Below are 21,588 nucleotides of genomic sequence, written 5' to 3'. Positions count from 1 at the left end.
GCTCCATGTTTGAAACACCATCAGCGGGGTGCGATGGCTGTTGACAAAGCATTATTCAATCCTTCGGCAAAATTGAGCGCACGTAACATTCCAGCGGTGTTCGCCGTGGCGTTCAGCGTGGTCTGGGCATTGATGGTCTGGTCGTTCAGCGAGTTCTGGATGATGGTGCCGCCCAGCAGCGAGGCATAGGCGTCGCCGCGCACGGCGCTGACCGCGCCGTTCTGGATCAGGCGCAATTGGCCCAGCGCTTCGGTCGACACCAGGCCATTGCCGCCCGCCAGTTTGCCGATGTCGCCCAGCTGGATTTCGCTGCGTTCGACCACGTTGCCGTTGATGCTGACCATGCGCTCGATGCCGAGGGTGACGAGCAGGCCGTCGGCCACCAGGAAGCCGCCGCGCGCATCTTCCAGGCGGCTGCTGTCGACCGCGTTCTCCGCGGTGAACAGGTCCATCGGATCGGCCAGCGCCGGCGCCGCCGCAGGCAGCAGCAGGAGAGACAGGACGAAGGGAAACCGCATGGTGTTGTTCCTCAAAAATCGCCGGGACCGAATTTCGGCAGGCTGTAAGTGGTATCGATGACGGGGCCGATGCCGTTGCCCAGCGGCGCGCGCGGCGCGACCCGCCAGTCGGCGGCCTGGTTGAACGCCGGCTTGTTGGGGCCCTGGTGGATCACGAACAGGATGCGGTTCGACCACATCTCCTCGAAGCGCTCGCGCGGGATGGTGCGCGTGCCGCGCGAGGGGTCGCCCAGCAGGATGCGGCCGTCCTCGGCGCCCTTGACCACGACGAAATGGTGGTAGCCCTTGTCGGAAATGAGCACGATGGCGGGCAGTTTTGCTTCGATGAGTTTGTCGAGCGGCAGCTGGAAACCGTCGGCGGTGTAGCCGCGGCTTTTCAGGAAGCGCTGCATGTCGAGCAGCGAGAAGCCTTCGCGGCGGATCTTGTCCTGGTCGCCGCTCAGGAACATGTATTTGAAGGCGTCCTGCTCGGAGGTCGGGACGCCGTAGTGGTGGGTCAGCAGCGTGGCCAGCGCGGCCGAGCCGCAGCTGAAGTCGTACTGCTGGCGCAGGGTGGCCTGGAAGCGCAGGTCCTTCATGCTTTTCACTGGCATGCCGACGCGCATGCCGCTCGGCAGGGACATCTCGGCCGCGCCCGCGGCCGTGGAACCGAGCATCAGGCCCATGGCCAGGCCGGAAACGATGGTACGGGCATTCATTGGAACTGCAGGTTGATGACGGTGGCGTTCTGGATCAGGACGTTGGCACCGCTGTTCTGGATCACGACGGGAATGCCCGACATGTTGGCAAAGGAGCCGGCATCGATCGTGTTCGACCCGGTATTCACGTTGACGGCGTTGTTGTTGGCGACGTCGCCGTTGAGTTTGGTGTCGTTCAAGACGGTATCGGCCTTGCCGCGCTCGTGGTCGAGGCGTTCGAGGTCGACGGTGGCCACGGTTTCGCCGCCGATGGTCGGTGTTTCGCGCAGGTCGGCCGGCACGCTGGCCAGGGACTGCGACAGCTGCTCCAGTTCCGGCAGGCTTCCCAGTTCCTGGGCATCGAGCAGGGCCGGTTCGGCGGCCAGCGCAGGGGCGCCCAGGGCAGCTGCCAGCGAGCCTGCCACAACAAGGGCGCAGGCACGGCGCATGCCGCCAATTGCAAAAATCGTTTTCATCGCTTCTCCTGATCCTTGAAGACTGCCGCGCCGGGGAGGGGCGCGGCAGTCTGTCGCCAGGACACCGGGATGCTTTCCGGTGTCAGCTCATTTCCAGCTTACGGGCCGACGGCCAGGTTCGACTGGACGTTGACGCTTTGCTGGATCAGCGAGGAGAAGCCGTTGTTCTGGCTGATCACCATCACGCCTGCAGCCGACTGGCCGACGCTCGACATGGCGTTCGACATGTCGAAGCTGCCTGCGTTGACGGCCACGGTGCCGCCGTTGCCGGCCGTTGCCGAGCCGCCGTTGCCGCCGGTAGCGGTGCCTGCGGTGTTGGTGCCGCTTGCGCCGCCCATGCCGCCGGTGCCTGCACCGCCGGTGCCGCCTGCGCCGCCGTTACCGGCAGTTGCCGCGCCCGAGGTCGAGGAGCCGCCGGTAGCCGAACCGGTGGTGGCCGAGCCGCCGGCTTCGCCGGAACCCGCGGTGTTCGAGGCCAGGCCAGTGCTGCCGCCCGAGCCGCCCGCGCCGCCCGCTGCGCCGCTGCCTGCGGTCGAGCTGCCGCCCGAACCCGCGCCGCCCGCACCGCCGTCGCCGCTGGTGCCGGTGCCTGCTGCGCCGCCGGTGCTCGACAGGGCTGCGCCCGCGCCGCCGGTGCCGCCGGTGGCGGTGCCGCCAGCTGCGCCCGAGCCGCTCGAGGTCGAAGCGGTAGCGCCCGCACCTGCGGTGCCGCCGTTGCCGCCGGCCGCGCCCGCGCCGCCTGCGCCGCCCGTGCCGGTGCCGGCCGAAGCGGTGTTCGAGGCGCCGGTGTTGGTGCCGCCGGTGCCGGTCGACGAGCCGCCGTCGGCCGCGCCGCTGGCGCCGCCGGTGCTGTCAGGGGTGCCCGAACCCGAGCCGCTCGACGCCATGTTGCCGCCGTTCGAAGCGCCGGCACCCGAGGTGTCGCCGTTGGCCGATGCGTCGCCGATCATGACCGAGCCGCCGGCCGCGCCGCTGCCGCCCAGTGCGCCTTCGGCGCCGTTGCCGCCGTTGCCGCCCGTTGCCGCGCCGGCTTCGCCGCCTGCGCCGCCGGCGCCTGCCAGTGCGCTGCCCACGCCGCCGCCGTTGCCGCCGTTGCCGGTCGTGCCCGAGCCGCCTGCGCCGCCGGTGCCGGCGCCGCTGGCGCCAGCCGCGCCGCCGTTGCCGCCAGCGACGTTACCGTTGTTGCCGCCTGCGCCGCCGAGGCCGCCCATGCCGCCCGCTGCACCCGAGCCGCTCGTTGCCGAGCCGGTGGTGCCGCCGTTGCCGCCGTTGCCGCCGGTGGCGCCGCCAGCCATCGCGTCGGCATTGCCGGCGCTGCCCGTGACGGCGTTGCCGCCGGTCGAGCCCGAAGCTGCCTGGCCGCCCGAGCCGCTGGCGCCGTTGCCGCCGTCGCCGTTGGCTGCGCCGCCCCATGCACCGGCGCCTGCGCCGCCGGTGGCGTTGGCGCCGTTCGCGCCGCCTGCATTGGTGGCGACGTTACCGATGTTCTGGATGTTGTTGCCCGAGACCGTGCCGCTCAGCGAGCTGGTAGCGGTAGCGCTCGAGGTGTTGAACGAGTTGTCGACGCTCGAGGTAGCCATGCCGCCATTGTTGGCGGAAGCGGCGCCCAGGCCCGAGGCGGTCGACGAGCCGCTGCTGCGGTTCTGGCCCGAGCTGTTGCGGGTCGAGGAGTCGTTGTTCGAGCCCGAGCTGTCGGCCGTGTTGGTGTTGGTCGACGAGTTGTTGCCCTGGTTCGAATTGTCGCGCGACGAGTTGTCGTTGCCCTGGTTCGAGTTGTCGGCGCTGTTGGTCGTGGTCTGGGTGTTCGACGCGGTCGAGTTATCGTTGCCCTGGTTCGAACGGTCGGTCGTGGTCGAGGTGTTGGTGGTCTGGGTGTTCGACGCGGTCGAATTGTCGTTGCCCTGGTTCGAGTTGTCGGCCGTGTTGGTCGAGGTGTTCGTCGAGGTGTTGGTCGACGAGTTGTTGCCCTGGTTCGAGCTGTCGGAAGTGTTGGTCGACGTGTTGGTCGTCGTGTTCGTCGCCGTGTTGGTCGACGAATTCGAGCTGTCGGAAGTGTTGGTCGAGGTGTTGGTCGACGAGTTCGAGTTGTCGGCGGTGTTGGTCACCGTCGAGCTATCGGTCCAGGTCGAGGTGCCGCCATCGTTGGCGTTCAGTCCGCTACCATCCTGCGCGACGTTGGTCGACGAGTTGGTGGATGGGTCCGTCGTCTGGGCTTGGGCATTCAGGCCGAAGGCGAGCGACAGGGCGGTAACGAGCAAGGTCTTGTTCATGCTTAAATTCCCCTAGGGTGTGTGGTTGAGTTCCGACTGGCAGTCGTACCAGTACCCTCGCTTATGCAAGCGCCATGCCAGCGTAGTTGAAACATGCTCAAGTTATTGAAATCGCAGCATAATTCCACTAGGAAATGCTTAAATTGCGCATAGGCATTGTTGTTAGGAATTTAATGCAAGGTGGGTGTATCAGAAATGGCACAGTTGTGTGTCTTTTTGTCGAGTTAGCAGTGGACACTCCTGCGACAGAGTGTTCACCCATGCTGCATAGAAACTGTGACAGTTCGCTCCGACGGCGACCCTTCATGCATTCCTACGTCGACATTGGAGGCAGGCTGGCAAGCAGGCGGGATACGGCTGGGCATGCACCGAAGCGGTGCCGAAGGGGGAATGACAGGCCGGAGGTAGGACCAGAAAACGGATGCCGGCAAGGGCCGGCATTCAGATAAGAAACAACGTTTCAGCGCCCCGGGTGGGCGGTACGGACGGGTTCAGGGCCGCATATTGTGCTTGGCCAGCAGCCGGTACATCGTGGTCCGCGAGATGCCGAGGTCGCGCGCGGCGCGGCTCACGTTCTGGCCGCTGCGGTCGAGGCAGGCGCGGATCGCCAGGCGCTCCGAGCTGCAGCGCGCATCGTCGAGCACGGCTTCGATGGGTGGCGACGGCATTGCCAGGTCGAGGTCGTCGGGTTCGATCCACTTGCCGTCGGCCATCACCATCGCGCGCCGCACGCGGTTGATCAGCTCGCGCACGTTGCCCGGCCAGTGATGTGCCGCGATCGCGCTCAGCGCGCGGCTGCTGAAGCCTTTCAGGCCGGGCGCCTTGTCGGCCGCGTGCTGGTGGAAGAAGTGTTCGGCCAGTTCCACCAGGTCGTCGCGCCGTTCGCGCAGCGGCGGTACCGTCACCGGCAGCACCGAGAGTCGGTAATACAAATCCTCGCGGAAGTCGCCGCGCGCTACCGCCTGCTGCAGGTTCACGTGCGAGGCCGAGATCACGCGCACGTCGACAGGAATGGCGCGCGTGGCGCCGAGCCGGATAATGGTTTTTTCCTGCAAGAAGCGCAGGAAATTGGCCTGCAAATCCTTCGGCAGGTCGCCGATCTCGTCCAGGAACAGGGTGCCGCCGTTGGCCGATTCGATCAGGCCGACCTTGTCGCGCGCGGCACCGGTGAATGCGCCGCGCTCGTAGCCGAACAGTTCCGAGTGGATCAGGTTGGGCGCGATCGCCCCGCAGTTGATCGGCACCAGCGGGCCGGTGCTGCGCAGCGACTGGCGGTGGATGGCCTGGGCCGTGAGTTCCTTGCCGCTGCCGCTTTCGCCCCAGATCAGCACCGGCGCATCGACCTTGGCCACGCGCTCGACCTGGCCGCGCAGGCGCTGCATGGCGTCGCAACTGCCGATCAGGCTCGATGCCGGGCTGGCAGGGCGGGGACGCGGGCGGCGCAGCTGGGCATGCCCGTGCACGTGGCCGAGCGTGTAGGCCAGGCGCTGCAGGTCGACCGGCGCCGTGTGGTAGTCGCACAGGTAGTCGGCCACCAGGTCGCGGCAGGCGGGCGCCGCCAGCGTTTCGGCGCGGAACACGCCCACCCACTGCACCGCGCTGTGCTGGCGCAGGAAACGGTCGATTTCCAGGTGCGGTTTCGATCCGATCACGTGCATCAGCAGACCGACGAGATACGCTTCCTGGCGCAGTTCGGCCCTGGCTTCGTCCAGGCTGCCGACGCTGCAAATTTCCCAGTCGGGCATGGCTTCGCGCAGCATGGCGGCTGCATCAGGGCTGTCAGGGGCAATGCAAAGCAATCGTTTCGGCGTCATCCATTCTCCTGAAATCCGGTCTGCCGGCCCCGCGTCGATGCGGGCGCCGGCACATGTCATTTTGATATTGGCATGTTCCAGATCCAAGGATACCGCATTCATCTAGTTGTACTGGTGACAATTGAATTATGCGTGCTGCGTTAGCAACTCAACAATATACGGACTTGACCGGCGCCGTTTTCTATTGCAGTCCGAGCAGGTCGGCACGCGGATAGCCCCAGCGCGGCAGCGGCGACGGGCAGGGCAGCCCTGCCTGCGCCTGCTTGTCATACGGCAGGGTCGAGAAGTTGTGGCTGCCGTGCGGGCCGTAGCGCACGTCGGTGGCATGGCCGTCGGCCAAGGAGGGCGTGCGCGCAAAGCGCAGCCAGGCGTCGACGCGGCAATCGGCGGCCCGCAGCGCCCGCAGGCGCGCGCGCGAGCCGCTTTCTTCCCAGGCCCAGGCCAGGCCGCTGGCAGTCTGGTCCCCGTCCCTGGCCACGTATTCGCCATGGATCTTGAACGGACAGGCCGCCACCGGCGTGACGCCGGGCGCCAGGCTCAGCACGCCGCGCCGGACCCGGTAGCCGTCGCCGCCACCGTCGCCCGACACGCTCACCACCGTCCAGCACAGCGGATTGGCGGGAAACGCCGACAGGGCGGTGTCGAAGATGCGCACCGAGGGATCGCCGCGGCGCAGGCTGGCCGCCACCTGCTCGCGCGCCAGGCCGGCGCTCCAGGCCTGGACCAGCACGAAGCCGAGCACGGTCGCCACGCCCGCCACCAGCGCCGTACGCTCGCTGCGGCGCCGCGTCAGCACCAGGGCCAGCAGCCAGATGGCGGCCAGGCCGGCGAGCGAACCCCACTGCAGGAAGCCGGCCAGGGTGAACAGCAGCGGCACGGCCAGCAGCAGCGCCAGGAAAGTCCGGCGCAGCCAGGGCCGCGCCACGTGGGCCGCCAGCGGCGTGCCGAGCGCCAGCCAGAACACCGGCTCGACGATGAAGACCATGTCGCCATAGAACCAGCGCGGATCGAAGGGCGCGAACGGATGCACGCCATACACGTTCATCGCGTCCATGCCCAGGTGCAGCAGCAGGCCGAGCACGGTGGTGGCGGCCAAGCCGAGCCGCGCCGCCCCGTTCGTGCGCAGCAGATGGCGCGCCGCCGGCCACAGCAGCCAGATCGCGGCCAGCATCAGCAGCGCCTGGGGCAGGGCGTAAAGCAGCGTGTGCGTGTGGCCGCGGTGGTGCAGCAGGTAGCCCAGCGGTTCCGGCGCCAGCCCGGTCAGGACCAGGTCGAGGTCGGGGAAGTTGCTGGCCACTGCCGCGCTGACCAGCAACAGGCGCCGCCGCGTACTGGCGCGCTGTGGATCAGGTTCGACGGGCAGCAGGCGGTGGGTCAGTTCGCCGAGGGCGAGGCCGGCCAGGGAGTGGGTGAGATTGTCCATCAGGCAATATTAACATCCGCGCCATGGCGTCGCGCAAGTGTCACGGCGCAACGGTTTCTTCTGGCTAAAGCGGCAAGTTTCGGCCGGACCCCGGCGCAGGTATCGTACAATCGCCGTTTTATATTGCACCAAGGCAACAAAGGAGCATCATGCGTACCAACCTGCCCATTACCGGCATCGAATACCACATGCAGGCAGGCCAGTCGATCGTGTCCACGACCGACACCAAGGGCCGGATTACCTATGTGAACCCGAGCTTCGTCGAGGTGAGCGGCTTTTCCGAAGCCGAGCTGCTCGGCAAGGCCCACAACATCGTACGCCACCCCGACATGCCGCCCGAGGCGTTTGCCGACTTGTGGCAGACCTTGCAGGCCGGCCGGCCCTGGACCGGGATGGTCAAGAACCGCCGCAAGAACGGCGATTTCTATTGGGTGGTCGCGAACGTGGTGCCGGTGCGCGAGAACGGCGCCGTGTCGGGCTACATGTCGGTGCGCACCGCGCCCACGCCCGAACAGGCCGCCGCCGCCGAGGCCCTGTATGCGCGCTTGCGCTCCGGCACGCCGGGTAGGCTGGCGATCCGCGGCGGGCGCGCCGTGAAGACCGGCTTGCCGGCGCGCCTGGGCGCGCTGCGCCGGCTCACGCTGGGACGCCGGCTCGGCCTGGTCATGGGCGCGCAGGCCCTGCTGCTGGCCGTGCTGGGCGCCGCCGCCGACGGCGGAGCCCTGCGCGTGGCGGCCGGTCTCGGCGTGCTGGGCACCCTGGCCGCCTGGGTCCAGCTGCAGCGCAGCCTGGTCGCGCCGCTGCGCGCGGCCACCCGCGCCGTGCACGCACTGGCCGGCGGCGACCTGTCGCAGCCCTGCCAGGCCGGCGCCGACGACGAGCTCGGGCATTTGCTGCTGGCGCTGCGCCAGATGAACATCAACCTGCGCGCGATCGTCGGCGACGTGCGCAGCAACGTCGGGTCGATCGAACGCGCCACGCGCGCCATCGCCACCGGTAACGGCGACCTGGCCGGCCGCACCGAGGCCCAGGCCGCCAGCCTGGAAGCGACCGCCGCCAGCCTCGGCCAGATCGCCGCCGCCGCCACCCGCAACGCCGACAGCGCCCAGCGCGCCGACGCCCTGGTCGGCGCGGCGGCCGGCGTGGCCGGGGACGGCGGCGCGGCCGTCGAGCGGGTCGGCGGCACCATGGGCCAGATCAGCACCTCGGCCACGCGCATCGTCGATATCATCGGCCTGATCGACGGCATCGCCTTCCAGACCAATATCCTGGCCCTGAACGCGGCGGTGGAAGCGGCGCGCGCCGGCGAGCAGGGGCGCGGCTTCGCCGTCGTTGCCGGCGAAGTGCGCAGCCTGGCCCAGCGCTCGGCCGGCGCCGCCAAGGAAATCAAGGCGCTGATCGACGATTCGGTACACAAGGTCGGGCAAGGCGACGCGCTGGTGGGCGAAGCCAGCCGGACCATGCGCGACGTTGTCGCTTCGGTCCAGCAGGCGGCGGCCATCATGCACGACATCACGCTCGCCAGCCGGGCCCAGGGCGGCGGCATCGCCGAGGTGAGCGCCGCCATGGCCGCGCTCGACGCGATCACGCGCCAGAACGCGGCGCTGGTGGAAGAATCGGCCAGCGCCTCGGCAAGCGTGGCGGAAGAAGCGGCGCAGCTGGGACAGGCTTTGTCGGTGTTCAGGCTGGGCGCCGGGCGAGCCGCGTGACCGTCCACAGCAATGTGGTCTACTTGATGTGCGTCAAGGATTTAGCTGAGGTTAATCAATAGACTCCCCTAATCGAGCCGAGCCGCAGCCCGCGGCCGGCAGGCAGCAGGAGTCTCCCCATGCTTCACCAGCACATCCCCGTCAGCGCGCTGCGCCGCGCTGCGCCCCCCGTGGCCCGGACCGTCGACTTCGACCCCGAACTGGTCGGGCGCCTCGGCAAGAACGGTCCGCGCTACACATCCTACCCGACCGCCGACCGCTTCGGCGAGGGCTTCGCCTACCGCGACTACCTGCACGCGGTGGCCTCGGTGCGCACCCGCGGCGGCGCGCGCCCGCTCTCGCTCTACCTGCACATCCCGTTCTGCGACACGGTCTGCTACTACTGCGCCTGCAACAAGATCGTCACCAAACACCGCGAGAAGGCCGCCACCTACCTCGGCTACCTGAAGCGCGAGATCGCGATGCAGGCCGCGCTTTTCGCCGGCATCAACGAAGTCGAGCAGCTGCACTTCGGCGGCGGCACGCCGACCTACCTGAGCGACGGGCAGATGGGCGAACTGATGGCCCACCTGCGCCGCAGCTTCCGCTTCGCGCCCGACGACGTCGGCGAATATTCGATCGAAGTCGACCCGCGCACCGTTACCAGCGAGCGCGTGCACGGCCTGCGCCGCCAGGGCTTCAACCGCATCAGCCTGGGCGTGCAGGACTTCCATCCGGCGGTGCAAAAGGCGGTCAACCGCGTCCAGCCCGAAAGCGAGACGCGCGCCATCATCGCCGCCGCGCGCGAGGCCGGCTTCCGTTCGATCAGCATCGATCTGATCTACGGCCTGCCGAAACAGAACCTGGCGACCATGACCGCCACCATCGAAAAGGTGATCGCCGCCAGCCCGGACCGCATCTCGATCTACCACTATGCCCACCTGCCGCACGTGTTCAAGCCGCAGCGGCGCATCCTCGAGGCCGACATGCCGTCGTCCACCGAGAAGCTGGCCATGCTGGCCCTGTGCATCGAGCGCCTGACTGGGGCCGGCTACGTCTACATCGGCATGGACCACTTCGCGAAACCCGGCGACGACCTCGCCATCGCCCAGCGCCAGGGCCGCCTGCACCGCAACTTCCAGGGTTACTCGACCCATGCCGACACCGACCTGATTTCCTGCGGCGTGTCGGCCATCAGCGCGGTCGGCGCCACCTACAGCCAGAACGCCAAGACCCTGGAAGACTATTACGAGGCGCTCGACAACAACGAATTGCCGGTGGTGCGCGGCATCGCCCTCGGCATGGACGACCTGCTGCGCCGCACCGTGATCGGCAAGCTGATGTGCCAGTTCGAGCTGTCGATGTCGGCCATCGAGCTGGCCTTCCCGATCGCCTTTGGCCAGTATTTTGCAGAGGAACTGGTGGCCCTGCGCCAGCTCGAATACGACGGCCTGGTGAGCATCGAGGGCGACTGGATCTCGGTGACGGCGCGCGGGCGCCTTTTGATCCGCAACGTCTGCATGGTGTTCGACCGCTACCTGGCGGCGCCGTCTGCACTGCAGCCGGCCGTGCCGCGCTACTCGCGGACTGTCTGACGAGATGAGCCTCAGCCTGTTCCCGGTGTTCGTGGTGGGCCTGCTCGGCAGCGTCCACTGCGGCGCCATGTGCGGCGGGATCGTCGGTGCATTGTCCTTGACGCCGCCCCGTACGCGCGCAGGCGTGGCGGTGATGGCGCTGCGCCCGGCCGTCGCCGACCGCGCCAGCCTGCACGTCGCCGCCTACAACGCCGGGCGCATCGCCAGCTACATGACGGCCGGCGCCGTGGCCGGCGGCGTGGCCCAGGGCGCAGGCACCCTGTCCGCGCTGCCGCAGCTGCAGGCCGGCGCCTACTGGCTGGCGAATGCGATGCTGGTCGCGCTTGGCCTGCACCTGATGAACGCCTGGAGCGGCATCGCCCACATCGAACGGGCGGGGCAGCTGGTGTGGCGCCGCCTGCGCCCGCAACTGGCCCGCATCGGCCCGCCCGACACGCCGGGCCGCATGTTCGCGGCCGGCGCCCTGTGGGGCTGGCTGCCCTGCGCCATGGTCTACAGCGTGCTGGTCACGGCGATGCTGAGCGGCTCGGTCGTCTCGGGCGCGCTGACCATGCTTGCCTTCGGCCTGGGCACGCTGCCGATGATGCTGGCGCTCGGCCTGCTGGGCGCCCGCCTGCGCGGCTGGCTGCGCCTGCCGGCGGTGCGCATCGCCTGCGGCTTGCTGGTGCTGGGCTTTGGCGTAACCGGCCTGCTGCGTGCGGCGGGCGGATTGCCGCCGAGCTGGCTGCACCTCGTGTGCCTTGCGCCATGAAGGACCGCAGCGAGGGCAGGGCAGTGGAGGGCGACGTCAGTGCAGTGAGCCGATCCCCATCCGACGACCGCGCCGGCGGCTGCTTCCACTGCGGCCTGCCGCTGCCTGAAAACAGCCCCTGGCGCGCCGCGGTCGGCGGCGTCGAACGCGCCATGTGCTGCCCGGGCTGCGCGGCGGCGGCGCAAACCATCGTCGACGCCGGCTGCGGCGATTACTACGACACCCGCGACGGCTACGGCGCCACCGTCGACGGCAACGCCGCGCCCGGGCTGGCGCTGTTCGACGCGGCGGACAACACCGGCGAAGGCAGCTTCACGGTCGAGGGCATCCGCTGCGCCGCCTGCGTCTGGCTGATCGAACGCCGCGTGAATGCGCTGCCCGGCGTACAGGAAAGCCTGCTGAACGTCAGTACCGAGCGCCTGCAGGTGCGCTGGGACCCGGCCATCTGCAAGGTGAGCGACATCCTGCGCGCGCTGCGCGCCATCGGCTATACCGCCTATCCCTACGACAGGGAGCGCCACGGCGAGCAGCTCGAGCGCGCGCGCCGCAAGCTGTTCCGCCAGCTGTTCGTGGCCGGGCTGGCGATGATGCAGGTGATGATGTACGCGGTGCCGGTCTACCTGGCGGACGATGGCACCATGGATGCCGACATGACGGCGCTGATGGGCTGGGCCTCCTTTGTGCTGACCCTGCCGGCCCTGCTGTATTCGGCCCTGCCTTTCTTTGGCGGCGCCTGGCGCGACCTGCGCCGCGGCCTGCCGGGCATGGACGTGCCGGTGGCGCTCGGCATCGGCGCTGCCTTCACCGGCAGCACCGTGGCCCTGGTCCAGGGGCGGGGCGAGGTCTGGTTCGACTCGATCACGATGTTCATCTTCCTGCTGCTGGCCAGCCGCTACCTGGAGCTGGGCGCCCGCCGCCGCGCCACCCGCGCGCTGGAGGCGCTGCAGGACGGCATGCCGGCTTCAAGCCAGCGCATGCCAGGCTATCCGCTGGAGCGCGCCACCGAGCTGGTGGCGGCGGCCAGCCTGCAGCCGGGCGACGTGGTGCTGGTCGCGCCCGGCGCGGCGGCGCCGGCCGACGGCACGATCGTCGAGGGCGAGACCGAGGCCGACCTGTCGCTGCTGACCGGCGAAAGCCGGGCGCGGCGCATGGGGCCGGGCGACATGCTGCCCGGCGGCGCCGTCAACGTGACCCAGGCCGTGCTGCTGCGGGTGCAGGCGGCGGCGCGCGACAGCACCCTGGCGCTGCTGGTGCGCCTGGTCGACAAGGCCGGGCAGGGCAAGCCGGCGCTGGCCCTGTGGGCTGACCGCGTTGCCGCCTGGTCGGTGGCGGCGCTGCTGGTGCTGACCGCAGCCGTGTTCCTGGCCTGGCAACTGATCGACCCATCCCGCGCCTGGCCGGCGGCGATCGCGGTGCTGGTCGTGACCTGCCCGTGCGCGCTGTCGCTGGCCACGCCGACCGCGCTGGCCGCGGCCACCGACCGCCTGCTGCGGCGCGGCGTATTGGCCGTGCAGCCGCACGCACTGGAAACGCTGGAGCGCGCCACCCACGTCGTGTTCGACAAGACCGGCACCCTGACCCTGGGCCGGACCGTGGTGCGCGAGGCCCGCAGCTTCGGCGCCCCGCGCGAGCGCGGGCCGCAGGCGCTGGCGATTGCCGCCGCCCTCGAAGCCGGCAGCGCGCATCCGCTGGCGAAGGCGATCCGCGCCGCCGCGGCTGAAGCTGCCGATACCGCCGCCGACACCGCCGACCCAGCCGAACCGGCCGACGCGGCCAGCCAGGCACGCGACGTCGTGCACACGGTCGGGCAGGGGATCGAGGGCGAGGTCGATGGCGTGCGCTACCGGCTCGGCAGCGCGGCCTTCGTGGCGGCGCTGGCCGGCCGCCGCATGCCGGCGGCGCCCGACGCGCAGGGCAGCGCGGTCTGGCTCGGCAAACAGGGCGCTTGGCTGGCGCGCTTCGACATCGCCGACGGCCTGCGCCCCGAGGCGCTCGCGGTCGTGCGCCGTGTCGAGGCCGCCGGCAAGACCGTGGTCCTGCTCTCCGGCGACGAGTCGCGCGCGGCCCAGCAGGTGGCTGCACAGCTGGGCATCCGCCTGGCGGCCGGCGACCAGCTGCCGCAGCAGAAGCTGGACTTCGTGCGCGAACTGCAGGCGCAGGGCGCCACGGTGGCGATGGTCGGCGACGGCATCAACGACGCCGCCGTGCTGCGCGGCGCCGACGTCTCGTTCGCGATGGGCGGCGGCGCCGCGCTGGCCCAGCTGCACGCCGACTGTGTGCTGCTCGGCGACGGCCTGCTGCCCCTGGTCGAGGCCCTCGACACCGCGCGCCGCACGCTGCGCATCATCCGCCAGAACCTGGCCTGGGCCAGCGTCTACAACCTGGCTGCGATCCCGCTGGCGGCAACCGGGCTGCTGAGTCCCTGGCTGGCCGGGGCCGGCATGGCCGCCAGTTCGGCGCTGGTGGTGCTGAACGCGCTCAGGTTGAGAAAATAAGCTGAGGAAGGAAGACCAGATGGAAGCGCTGTACCTTTTGATTCCCCTGAGCCTGGTGCTGGTGGCGCTGGCGCTCTGGATTTTCTTCGGCGCCGCCGACAGCGGCCAGTTCGACGACCTCGAAGGCCCGGCCCTGCGCCTGCTGCGCGACGACGACCGGCCCGCCGGCTGACCTTTAGCACGACATACAGATTCATTCTTTCTCGACAATAAGTTTCCTCGCGGTTACTCTAAGTTTTTTGACAAGAAACGAGACGCGATGAACAAGCTGAAACGCCGCCTGAGCGCGGCAACCTTGTCCCTGGGGCTATCCCTGGCTGCCACGGGCGCCGCCCACGCGGCCGACTTCGCACCCTGCATTGATGCCGCCAGCAAGCCGGCGCTGGCCGGCAGTTTGTGCGCCGTCGAACGCGTCGCCGCCGATCCTTCGGGCCTTTCCGGCGCGCCGGCAGGCGAAGTCCAGCTGTTCGTGCGCAAGTTCCCGGCCACCGGCCAGGCGCGTGGGCAGGTATGGCTGGTCGCCGGCGGTCCCGGCGAATCGGGCGCCTCGTTCTATGGCCTGTTGCCGGTGCTGCGCAAGGCCTTTGCCGGCTTCGACCTGCTGGTTCCGGACCACCGCGGCACGGGATTCTCCACGCGTCTGTGCCCGGACGAAGAATCGGCGGCCTCGCCCGGCGGCGCCGCACTGGCCGGCGCCGAGTGGGCCAGCTGCTTCCGGCGCCTGAACGAGAACCCGGCCTACGCGCGCCAGTTCTCGCAAACGAACGCGGCGCACGACCTGAAACGCCTGATCGCCAGCCATCAGGGCAAGGGCCAGACTTGGGTCTATGGCGTGTCCTACGGCACCCAGCTGGTGCTGCGCACGCTGGCGCTGGGCGCCGCGAACATCGACGGCGTGGTGCTCGATTCGCTGGTGCCCCTGCAGGACGACGCCAGTTCGGACCTGAGCCGGCGCTCGCTCACCACCGACGCCGCCGGGCGCAAGCTGCTGGCGTGGTGCGATGGCTACGACTATTGCCATGCCCAGCTGGGCGAGCCGGCCGAGGCGGTGTACCGGCGGGTGCTGGCGCGCTTCGACGCCGACCCGGCGCTGCAGGCCGCGGTGCCCGGCAAGAACCTGAAGCGCTTCTTCGGCGCCAGCCTCGACGTGCCCGAGGCCGCCACCCGCATTCCCTACCTGCTCAAGGATCTGGAAGAGGGCAAGACCGAGGGCATCGCGGAGATGACGCGGGAAATTGAGCGCGAAGCCGTGGTGCTCGGCGCCTTTCCGCAGTCGCCGCCTTCGATTGCGCTGGTGTCCATCATCAGCGGCTCGGAAAACAATTTGCAGCCGGGCCGCGGGCGCGACGCCGTGGTCCGGGAAGAGCAGGGGCTGCTGTTTTCGAGTCCGCTGCCGGGACTGCTGGTCGAGCCCGGCCTGCCGCTGTACCCGCGCGACGCGATGTTCGCGGCACTGCCGCCGCGCCTGCCGCGCACCCTGGTGATCCAGGGCGAACGCGACGCGAAGACGCCGTACGACGCCGCGCTGCGGCACGTGGCCGCGCTGCGCGCAGGCGGTCCGGTCGAGGTCTTCACGATCGCGGACGGCGCCCACTTCGCGCTATGGACCGCCAGCCCCTGCGTGGAGCGGGGCATCGACGCCTTTGTCGGCAAGCGGCCGCAGCCGCCGCCGTGCCAGGCGGTGAAGGTGCGCTGGCAGCACTAGGGTTTACATGGTCGGGCCGCGGCCCGTGCCTTCTTCCTGCTCGATGCGTTCCTGGCAGGGGATGCAGGTCTGCACCGTGGGCGTGGCCAGCAGGCGTTCTTCCGGGATGTCGCAGCCGCAGGACACGCACACGCCATAGCCGCCGGACTCCAGGCGGCCGATGGCGGCGTCGATCTCGTGCAGGATATTCGTTTCGTGCTCGGCGAAGTGCTCTTCGTCGTGGGCGATCATTTCGGCGGTCGGGGCGTCGTCGTTCTGCACCAGGTGGGCGCGCGGCGAAATCACCGGCGGTTCGTTGCCCTCAGGGTCGGCGTCGGTGCGGGTGCGGACCGTGGCGAGCGCTTCCTCGCGGGCTTGCTGCAGGCGTTTGGCGATTTCTTCGTGGAGGGATTGCGAGATGGGCATGTGGGTTTTCCTTGTCGAGATGTTTGAATTGAGCTGGCGGCACCCGTACGGTGGGGGCTTAGAGGCCGGGGGCCTCTAAGCCGAAGTGCCCACGCGGGTACGTGCCTTTCCGGTGGCCGGCGCGCGCGATGATTCGCTCCGCGGCGTTTCGACATAAGGTTACGCCAGCATGGCGCTTTTCGGCGCGCTCTAGGATGCTGCGTTTGCAGAAGGAACATAGCCAACGCAGATCAGGCTTTCGCGTGGGCACACAAATGATGCCCCGGCATCATTTGCCCCACTGTACAGAGATAACGCGGTGCATTTTGTTGAGCTAACTCAACGCATCGTTCCGCGTGGGCACGGGGTGCCCACCATACGAATTTTGATTCACATCAAGGATTTTTAAAGTCCAGAAAACTACTCTCCCCGCTGTGATCGCAGTCAATCCACTCGGGAGCGTAACTTGGAAAGCAGTCTCAACTATAACTACAAGATCGTGCGCCAGTTTGCCATCGCCACGGTCGTGTGGGGCGTCATCGGCATGGCCGCCGGCGTCTTCATCGCGGCCCAGCTGGCCTGGCCCGCGCTCAACTTCGACATCGCCTGGCTGTCCTACGGCCGCCTGCGTCCGCTGCACACGAACGCGGTGATCTTCGCCTTCGGCATCTGCGGCCTGTTCGCCACTTCCTACTACGTGGTGCAGCGTACCTGCCAGGTCCGCCTGTTTTCCGACAGGCTGGCCAGCTTCACCTTCTGGGGCTGGCAAGCCGTGCTGGTGTCGGCCGCGATCACGCTGCCGATGGGCTTTACGCGCGGCAAGGAGTATGCCGAGCTGGAATGGCCGATCGCCATCCTGATCGCCATCGTCTGGGTCGCCTACGCCGTGGTCTTCTTCGGCACCATCGTCAAGCGCAAGGTCCAGCACATCTACGTGGCCAACTGGTTCTTCGGCGCCTACATCATCGCGGTGGCCGTGCTGCACATCGTGAACGGCGCGGTCGTTCCCGTGTCCGCCTTCAAGTCCTACTCGGTGTACGCCGGCGTGCAGGACGCCATGATCCAGTGGTGGTACGGCCATAACGCGGTCGGCTTCATCCTCACCGCCGGCTATCTCGGCATGGTCTACTACTTCATCCCGAAGCAGGCCGAACGCCCGGTGTATTCCTACCGGCTATCGATCGTCCACTTCTGGGCCCTGATCTTCACCTACATGTGGGCCGGCCCGCACCACCTGCACTACACAGCGCTGCCCGACTGGACCCAGTCGCTGGGCATGGTGTTTTCGCTGATCCTGCTGGCGCCATCCTGGGGCGGCATGATCAACGGCGTGATGACCCTGTCCGGCGCCTGGCACAAGCTGCGCTCGGACCCGATCCTGAAGTTCCTGATCGTCTCGCTCTCGTTCTACGGCATGGCCACCTTCGAGGGGCCGATGATGTCCATTAAAACCATCAACTCGCTGTCGCACTACACCGACTGGACCGTCGCCCACGTGCACGCCGGCGCCCTGGGCTGGGTCGGCTTCATCACCATGGGCTCGATCTATTACCTGATCCCGCGCCTGGCTGGCAAGAAGCAGATGTTCAGCATGCAGCTGGTCGAGGCCCACTTCTGGGTCGCCACCATCGGCATCGTCCTCTACATCGCCGCAATGTGGATCGCCGGCGTGATGCAGGGCCTGATGTGGCGCGCGGTGAACCCGGACGGCACGCTGACTTACACCTTTGCCGAAAGCGTGAAGGCGACCTATCCCTACTACGCGGTGCGCTTCCTAGGTGGCTTGCTCTACCTGTCGGGCATGCTGATGATGGCCTTTAACACCTGGAAGACCCTGGCCGGCACGGTGAACGTCGATGCGCCGATCCCGCAGCCGCACAAGCCGCACGATGCCCACGCAGAGGCCTGCGCCGCCGGTTCAAACGTCCCCAACTCGCACGTGCCTACGCACGCCTGAAACCGGAGTCGGAACAATGAAAAAATTTACCCATGAATGGATCGAAAAGAATCCCTGGCTCCTGATCGGCCTGGTGATCCTGGTGATCTCCTTCGGCGGCCTGGTCGAGATCGTGCCGCTGTTCTTCCAGAAGTCGACCACCGAGCCGGTGGCGGGCCTGAAGCCGTATTCGCCGCTGCGCCTGGCCGGCCGCGACATCTACATCCGCGAAGGCTGCTACAACTGCCACTCGCAGATGATCCGGCCCTTCCGCGCCGAGACCGAACGCTATGGCCATTATTCGGTGGCCGGCGAATTCGTCTATGACCATCCCTTCCAGTGGGGCAGCAAGCGCACCGGACCGGACCTGGCGCGCGTCGGCGGCCGCTACAGCGACGAATGGCACCGCACCCACCTCGACAACCCGCGCGACGTGGTGCCGGAATCGAACATGCCCGGCTACCCGTGGCTGGCGAAGACCAAGCTCGTGCCCGCCGAGATCGTGCCGAAGATGCGTGCGATGCAGGTGCTCGCCGTGCCTTATGGCGAAGACGAGATCAGGAACGCGCCGGCCGAGCTGGCGAACAAGACCGAACAAGACGCCCTGATCGCCTACCTGCAAGGCCTGGGCACGCAAATCAAGACTAGGAACTGAGGAACCGACATGGAACTCGCACACATCTTTGACAGCGCAAGCAGCGTGATGACGGTGGTCTCGTTCGCCACCTTCATGGGCATTTTGCTCTGGACCTTCCTGCTGCACCGCAGCCGCGACTTCGACGAGGCGGCCGCGCTGCCCTTCCTGGACGAGGAGAAGGACCATGTCTGACTTCACCAGCGGCTTCTGGAACTGGTACGTCGCGCTGATCACCATCGCTTCGATCGCCGGCTGTGCGATTTTGCTGTGGTCGCAGTCACGCTACAAGGTCAAACTCGATGCCGACGGCCAGCCCGCCAGGACCACCGGCCACGTCTGGGACGAGGACCTCACCGAACTGAATACGCCGATGCCGCGCTGGTGGATGGGCCTGTTCTATCTCACCATCGTGTTCGGCATCGTCTACCTGGTGCTGTTCCCGGGCCTGGGCAGCTATGGCGGCAAGCTTGGCTGGAATTCGACCGGCGCCTACCAGGCCGAGCTGAAACAGGCGGATACCGACTTCGGCCCGCTGTTCGCGCGCTACGCCAGCCAGGACATCAAGGCCGTGGCGGCCGACCCGCAGGCCCACGCCATCGGCGAGCGCATGTTCCTGAACTACTGTGCCCAGTGCCACGGGTCGGATGCGCGCGGCAACAAGGGCTATCCGAACCTGACGGACGCCGACTGGCTGCATGGCGGCGAGCCCCAGACCATCAAGCAGACCATCATGGCCGGCCGCATCGGCCAGATGCCGGCGATGGGCGCGGCGCTCGGCTCGGACAAGGACATCGAAGGCGTGGCCCATTACGTGCGCAATTTGTCCGGCCTGACCGCCGACCCGGTGAAGGTCGCCTTCGGCAAGGCCAAGTTCGGCGCCTGCGCGGCCTGCCATGGCGCCGAGGGCAAGGGCAATCCGATGCTGGGCGCGCCGAACCTGGCCGATAAAACCTGGCTGTACGGCGGCAGCGCCGACACCATTATGGAAACCATCCGCAAGGGCCGCACCAACACCATGCCCGCCTTTGGCGACTTCCTGGGCGAAGCCAAGGTGCATGTGCTGGCGGCCTATGTGTGGAGCCTGTCGAATCCGCAGCCTGTGAAACCCATCGACGACAAGGTAGCGGCAAAATGAATGTGCCGAAGGAAGCGGTGGTCAAGATGTACGCCGCGCGCGAGGAGATCTACCCACGCGAGATCAAGGGCCGCTATGCGCGCCTGCGCTGGGCCGGCGTCTGGCTGACCCAGATCGTGTTCTACGGGCTGCCCTGGCTACAGTGGAACGGGCGCCAGGCGGTGCTGTTCGACCTGGGCGCGCGCAAGTTCCACCTGTTCGGCCTGGTGCTGTGGCCGCAGGACTTCATCTACCTGGCGGGCCTGCTGATCATCTGCGCCTACGGACTGTTTTTGGTCACCGCGGTGGCGGGGCGGGTATGGTGCGGCTTCGCCTGCCCGCAGACGGTGTACACGGAACTCTTCCTCTGGATCGAAAGGAAAATCGAAGGCGCGCGCAGCGCCCGCATCCGCCTGGATCGCCAGCCGTGGACGTTCGAGAAGATCTGGAAGAAGGGCGCCAAGCACGCGGCCTGGCTGGCCGTCGCCCTGTGGACCGGCTTTACCTTTGTCGGCTACTTCACGCCGGTGCACACGCTGATACATGAAGTGGCCAACTTCAGCCTGGGCGCCTGGGAAGGCTTCTGGGTCCTGTTCTACGGCTTCGCCACCTACGGCAACGCCGGCTGGATGCGCGAGCAGGTATGCAAGTACATGTGCCCGTATGCGCGCTTCCAGAGCTCGATGTTCGACCGCGACACCCTGGTCGTCACCTACGACCGCAAGCGCGGCGAACCGCGCCGTCCGGGCGCGCGCACGGCTGGCGACAAGCTGGGGGACTGCATCGACTGCACCATGTGCGTGCAGGTCTGCCCGACCGGCATCGACATCCGCCAGGGCCTGCAATACGAATGCATCGGCTGCGCCGCCTGCGTGGACGCCTGCAACGGCGTGATGGACAAGGTGGACAAGCCGCGCGGCCTGATCCGCTACGCGACCGAGAACGCGCTGGCGCGTGGCTGGGGTGCGCGGGAGGTGAAGCGGCGCCTGCTGCGTCCGAAGGTGCTGGGCTACACAGCGGTGCTGGGCCTGCTGATCCTGGCCATGAGCACCTCGCTGGCGCTGCGCACGCCGCTGAAGGTGGACGTGATCCGCGACCGCGGCTCGATGGGGCGCGAAGTCGAGGATGGGCAGATCGAGAACGTGTACCGCTTGCAGCTGATGAATACAAGCGAAGACGCGCGCAGCTATCGCCTGGCGGTCGACGGCATGCCCGGTGCGCGCATCGTCGGCGCCGGCGTGGTGGCGCTCGACGGCGCCAGCGCGCGTGCGGTGCCGGTGCGGGTGCGCGCCGAGGCGGGCGCGGGCGGTTCGCACCGGATCGCGTTCACCGTCACGGCGCTGGACGATTCGTCGGTGTCTGTGCGCGAAGAAGCGGCCTTTATCGTGCCGCGCTGAAGGAGTGAATGATGCAACACGCTGTCAAGAAGCCGCTTGTGAAGCCCTGGTACAGGCACCGCTGGCCCTGGTTCATCATGCTCGGGCCGGCGGCGGTCATGATCGCCACGGCGGTCACCGTCTGGCTGGCCGTGCAGCAGCCCGACGCGATGGTGGTCGACGACTACTACAAGCAGGGCAAGGCCATCAACCAGGACCTGCGCCGCGACCGCGCGGCGACGGCACTGCAACTGGCGCTCGATGCCCGTTTCGACGCGCAGGCCGGCACGCTGTCCGGCCGTTTGCTGGGTTTCGGGCGGCCGATGCTGGCGCCGTTTCGCATCCACCTGGCGCATCCGACCCAGCCGCAGAAGGACGTGACGCTGGAGGTAAGGCCCGACGACTACGGCAATTTCACCGTGCATGCGACAGGGCTGGAGCCGACGCACTGGCAGGTGGTGGTCGAAGGCGAGGGCAGGGAATGGCGGCTGGCGCGCAGCTGGAGTCCGGCGAAGCAGCCGGCGCTGAACATCGTCGCCGACGCCCCGTAGGGTAGGCCGCGCAGCGCAAGGCACTTGTGCCCACGCGGTATAGCACCGTTGAGTTACGCCGCCGTCATTCCGTCGATGGGACCGCGTGGGCACAAGTGCCCACCCTACGCACCCCGCACCCCGTACCGCAACTGTAAAGACTGTCCCTGCCATCTCTTCCATGTTAGATTTTCGTAAC

The 21,588-nt window shown here is 68.0% G+C and carries 19 protein-coding genes; 12 read left to right on the top strand and 7 right to left on the bottom strand.

The window, feature by feature from the left end:
- Window positions 1-20: 20 nt before the first annotated feature.
- The 6 genes from ACWYRN_RS25095 to ACWYRN_RS25070 form a co-directional block, all read right to left on the bottom strand.
- Complete coding sequence (locus tag ACWYRN_RS25095) at window positions 21-518, bottom strand: hypothetical protein (protein WP_488690497.1); 498 nt, start codon at window positions 516-518, stop codon at window positions 21-23.
- A gap of 11 nt (window positions 519-529) precedes the next feature.
- A complete protein-coding gene (locus tag ACWYRN_RS25090; protein ID WP_488690496.1) occupies window positions 530-1,216 on the bottom strand; it encodes a C39 family peptidase in 687 nt (228 codons plus the stop codon).
- On the bottom strand, window positions 1,213-1,671 hold the full coding sequence (locus tag ACWYRN_RS25085) for a hypothetical protein (RefSeq protein WP_488690495.1): 459 nt from the start codon (window positions 1,669-1,671) through the stop codon (window positions 1,213-1,215). The genes ACWYRN_RS25090 and ACWYRN_RS25085 overlap by 4 nt, the downstream gene beginning before the upstream one ends.
- 98 nt (window positions 1,672-1,769) lie before the next feature.
- Window positions 1,770-3,941: a hypothetical protein gene (locus tag ACWYRN_RS25080; protein WP_488690494.1), complete on the bottom strand. Its 2,172-nt coding sequence runs from the start codon at window positions 3,939-3,941 to the stop codon at window positions 1,770-1,772.
- Between the two features lie 491 nt (window positions 3,942-4,432).
- The gene (locus ACWYRN_RS25075; RefSeq protein ID WP_488690493.1) at window positions 4,433-5,701 is read right to left on the bottom strand and encodes a sigma-54 dependent transcriptional regulator; all 1,269 of its coding nucleotides are present in this window, start codon (window positions 5,699-5,701) and stop codon (window positions 4,433-4,435) included.
- A 235-nt stretch (window positions 5,702-5,936) separates the two neighbouring features.
- On the bottom strand, window positions 5,937-7,178 hold the full coding sequence (locus ACWYRN_RS25070; RefSeq protein ID WP_488690492.1) for a metal-dependent hydrolase: 1,242 nt from the start codon (window positions 7,176-7,178) through the stop codon (window positions 5,937-5,939).
- A gap of 149 nt (window positions 7,179-7,327) precedes the next feature.
- Here ACWYRN_RS25070 and ACWYRN_RS25065 point away from each other — a divergent pair, with 149 nt between their 5' ends.
- The 6 genes from ACWYRN_RS25065 (at window position 7,328) to ACWYRN_RS25040 (ending at window position 15,412) form a co-directional block, all read left to right on the top strand.
- Entirely contained in the window at window positions 7,328-8,887 is a 1,560-nt protein-coding gene (locus tag ACWYRN_RS25065; RefSeq protein ID WP_488690491.1) for a methyl-accepting chemotaxis protein, read from the top strand.
- A 119-nt stretch (window positions 8,888-9,006) separates the two neighbouring features.
- Window positions 9,007-10,461 (top strand): oxygen-independent coproporphyrinogen III oxidase, encoded by a 1,455-nt coding sequence (gene hemN, locus ACWYRN_RS25060; RefSeq protein WP_488690490.1) that lies wholly within the window; start codon window positions 9,007-9,009, stop codon window positions 10,459-10,461.
- Window positions 10,462-10,465: 4 nt separating this feature from the next.
- Complete coding sequence (locus ACWYRN_RS25055) at window positions 10,466-11,212, top strand: sulfite exporter TauE/SafE family protein (RefSeq protein WP_488690489.1); 747 nt, start codon at window positions 10,466-10,468, stop codon at window positions 11,210-11,212.
- Entirely contained in the window at window positions 11,209-13,707 is a 2,499-nt protein-coding gene (locus tag ACWYRN_RS25050; RefSeq protein WP_488690488.1) for a heavy metal translocating P-type ATPase, read from the top strand. The genes ACWYRN_RS25055 and ACWYRN_RS25050 overlap by 4 nt, the downstream gene beginning before the upstream one ends.
- A 19-nt stretch (window positions 13,708-13,726) precedes the next feature.
- A complete protein-coding gene (gene ccoS / locus ACWYRN_RS25045) occupies window positions 13,727-13,879 on the top strand; it encodes a cbb3-type cytochrome oxidase assembly protein CcoS (RefSeq protein WP_229436804.1) in 153 nt (50 codons plus the stop codon).
- Window positions 13,880-13,966: 87 nt separating this feature from the next.
- Window positions 13,967-15,412, top strand: a complete 1,446-nt coding sequence (locus tag ACWYRN_RS25040) for an alpha/beta fold hydrolase (protein ID WP_488690487.1) — start codon at window positions 13,967-13,969, stop codon at window positions 15,410-15,412.
- Window positions 15,413-15,415: 3 nt separating this feature from the next.
- Here ACWYRN_RS25040 and ACWYRN_RS25035 read toward each other — a convergent pair whose 3' ends face one another.
- Window positions 15,416-15,817, bottom strand: coding sequence for a TraR/DksA family transcriptional regulator (locus ACWYRN_RS25035; protein ID WP_488690486.1), 402 nt, complete (start codon window positions 15,815-15,817; stop codon window positions 15,416-15,418).
- A gap of 445 nt (window positions 15,818-16,262) precedes the next feature.
- Here ACWYRN_RS25035 and ccoN point away from each other — a divergent pair, with 445 nt between their 5' ends.
- From ccoN to ACWYRN_RS25005, 6 genes are read left to right on the top strand one after another with little or no spacing between them, the layout of a single operon-like run.
- The gene (gene ccoN, locus ACWYRN_RS25030) at window positions 16,263-17,753 is read left to right on the top strand and encodes a cytochrome-c oxidase, cbb3-type subunit I (protein ID WP_488690485.1); all 1,491 of its coding nucleotides are present in this window, start codon (window positions 16,263-16,265) and stop codon (window positions 17,751-17,753) included.
- A gap of 16 nt (window positions 17,754-17,769) precedes the next feature.
- Window positions 17,770-18,387, top strand: coding sequence for a cytochrome-c oxidase, cbb3-type subunit II (gene ccoO / locus ACWYRN_RS25025; protein WP_488690484.1), 618 nt, complete (start codon window positions 17,770-17,772; stop codon window positions 18,385-18,387).
- Window positions 18,388-18,396: 9 nt separating this feature from the next.
- Entirely contained in the window at window positions 18,397-18,561 is a 165-nt protein-coding gene (locus ACWYRN_RS25020) for a cbb3-type cytochrome oxidase subunit 3 (RefSeq protein ID WP_229436799.1), read from the top strand.
- Window positions 18,554-19,504, top strand: coding sequence for a cytochrome-c oxidase, cbb3-type subunit III (gene ccoP / locus ACWYRN_RS25015; RefSeq protein ID WP_488690483.1), 951 nt, complete (start codon window positions 18,554-18,556; stop codon window positions 19,502-19,504). Before ACWYRN_RS25020 ends, ccoP begins: the two co-directional genes overlap by 8 nt.
- Entirely contained in the window at window positions 19,501-20,880 is a 1,380-nt protein-coding gene (ccoG, locus tag ACWYRN_RS25010; RefSeq protein ID WP_488690482.1) for a cytochrome c oxidase accessory protein CcoG, read from the top strand. Before ccoP ends, ccoG begins: the two co-directional genes overlap by 4 nt.
- Before the next feature lie 8 nt (window positions 20,881-20,888).
- Complete coding sequence (locus ACWYRN_RS25005) at window positions 20,889-21,410, top strand: FixH family protein (RefSeq protein WP_488690481.1); 522 nt, start codon at window positions 20,889-20,891, stop codon at window positions 21,408-21,410.
- Window positions 21,411-21,588 lie beyond the last annotated feature (178 nt).

The organism is Massilia sp. BAP21 (assembly GCF_057801335.1).
The sequence above is the reverse complement of the archived record's forward strand: the minus strand, read 5'-3'. Positions and strand labels throughout refer to the sequence as shown.

What these genes read in the sequence shown, in the direction of transcription:
- ACWYRN_RS25005 (WP_488690481.1), top strand. Translation starts at nt 20,889, where the DNA reads ATGATGCAACACGCTGTCAAGAAGCCGCTTGTGAAGCCCTGGTACAGG.
- ACWYRN_RS25085 (WP_488690495.1), bottom strand. Translation starts at nt 1,671, where the DNA reads ATGAAAACGATTTTTGCAATTGGCGGCATGCGCCGTGCCTGCGCCCTT.
- ACWYRN_RS25020 (WP_229436799.1), top strand. Translation starts at nt 18,397, where the DNA reads ATGGAACTCGCACACATCTTTGACAGCGCAAGCAGCGTGATGACGGTG.
- ACWYRN_RS25095 (WP_488690497.1), bottom strand. Translation starts at nt 518, where the DNA reads ATGCGGTTTCCCTTCGTCCTGTCTCTCCTGCTGCTGCCTGCGGCGGCG.
- ccoS (WP_229436804.1), top strand. Translation starts at nt 13,727, where the DNA reads ATGGAAGCGCTGTACCTTTTGATTCCCCTGAGCCTGGTGCTGGTGGCG.
- ACWYRN_RS25040 (WP_488690487.1), top strand. Translation starts at nt 13,967, where the DNA reads ATGAACAAGCTGAAACGCCGCCTGAGCGCGGCAACCTTGTCCCTGGGG.
- ACWYRN_RS25080 (WP_488690494.1), bottom strand. Translation starts at nt 3,941, where the DNA reads ATGAACAAGACCTTGCTCGTTACCGCCCTGTCGCTCGCCTTCGGCCTG.
- ACWYRN_RS25070 (WP_488690492.1), bottom strand. Translation starts at nt 7,178, where the DNA reads ATGGACAATCTCACCCACTCCCTGGCCGGCCTCGCCCTCGGCGAACTG.
- ACWYRN_RS25055 (WP_488690489.1), top strand. Translation starts at nt 10,466, where the DNA reads ATGAGCCTCAGCCTGTTCCCGGTGTTCGTGGTGGGCCTGCTCGGCAGC.
- ACWYRN_RS25075 (WP_488690493.1), bottom strand. Translation starts at nt 5,701, where the DNA reads ATGCTGCGCGAAGCCATGCCCGACTGGGAAATTTGCAGCGTCGGCAGC.
- ACWYRN_RS25050 (WP_488690488.1), top strand. Translation starts at nt 11,209, where the DNA reads ATGAAGGACCGCAGCGAGGGCAGGGCAGTGGAGGGCGACGTCAGTGCA.
- ACWYRN_RS25035 (WP_488690486.1), bottom strand. Translation starts at nt 15,817, where the DNA reads ATGCCCATCTCGCAATCCCTCCACGAAGAAATCGCCAAACGCCTGCAG.
- ccoO (WP_488690484.1), top strand. Translation starts at nt 17,770, where the DNA reads ATGAAAAAATTTACCCATGAATGGATCGAAAAGAATCCCTGGCTCCTG.
- ccoG (WP_488690482.1), top strand. Translation starts at nt 19,501, where the DNA reads ATGAATGTGCCGAAGGAAGCGGTGGTCAAGATGTACGCCGCGCGCGAG.
- ccoP (WP_488690483.1), top strand. Translation starts at nt 18,554, where the DNA reads ATGTCTGACTTCACCAGCGGCTTCTGGAACTGGTACGTCGCGCTGATC.
- ACWYRN_RS25065 (WP_488690491.1), top strand. Translation starts at nt 7,328, where the DNA reads ATGCGTACCAACCTGCCCATTACCGGCATCGAATACCACATGCAGGCA.
- hemN (WP_488690490.1), top strand. Translation starts at nt 9,007, where the DNA reads ATGCTTCACCAGCACATCCCCGTCAGCGCGCTGCGCCGCGCTGCGCCC.
- ACWYRN_RS25090 (WP_488690496.1), bottom strand. Translation starts at nt 1,216, where the DNA reads ATGAATGCCCGTACCATCGTTTCCGGCCTGGCCATGGGCCTGATGCTC.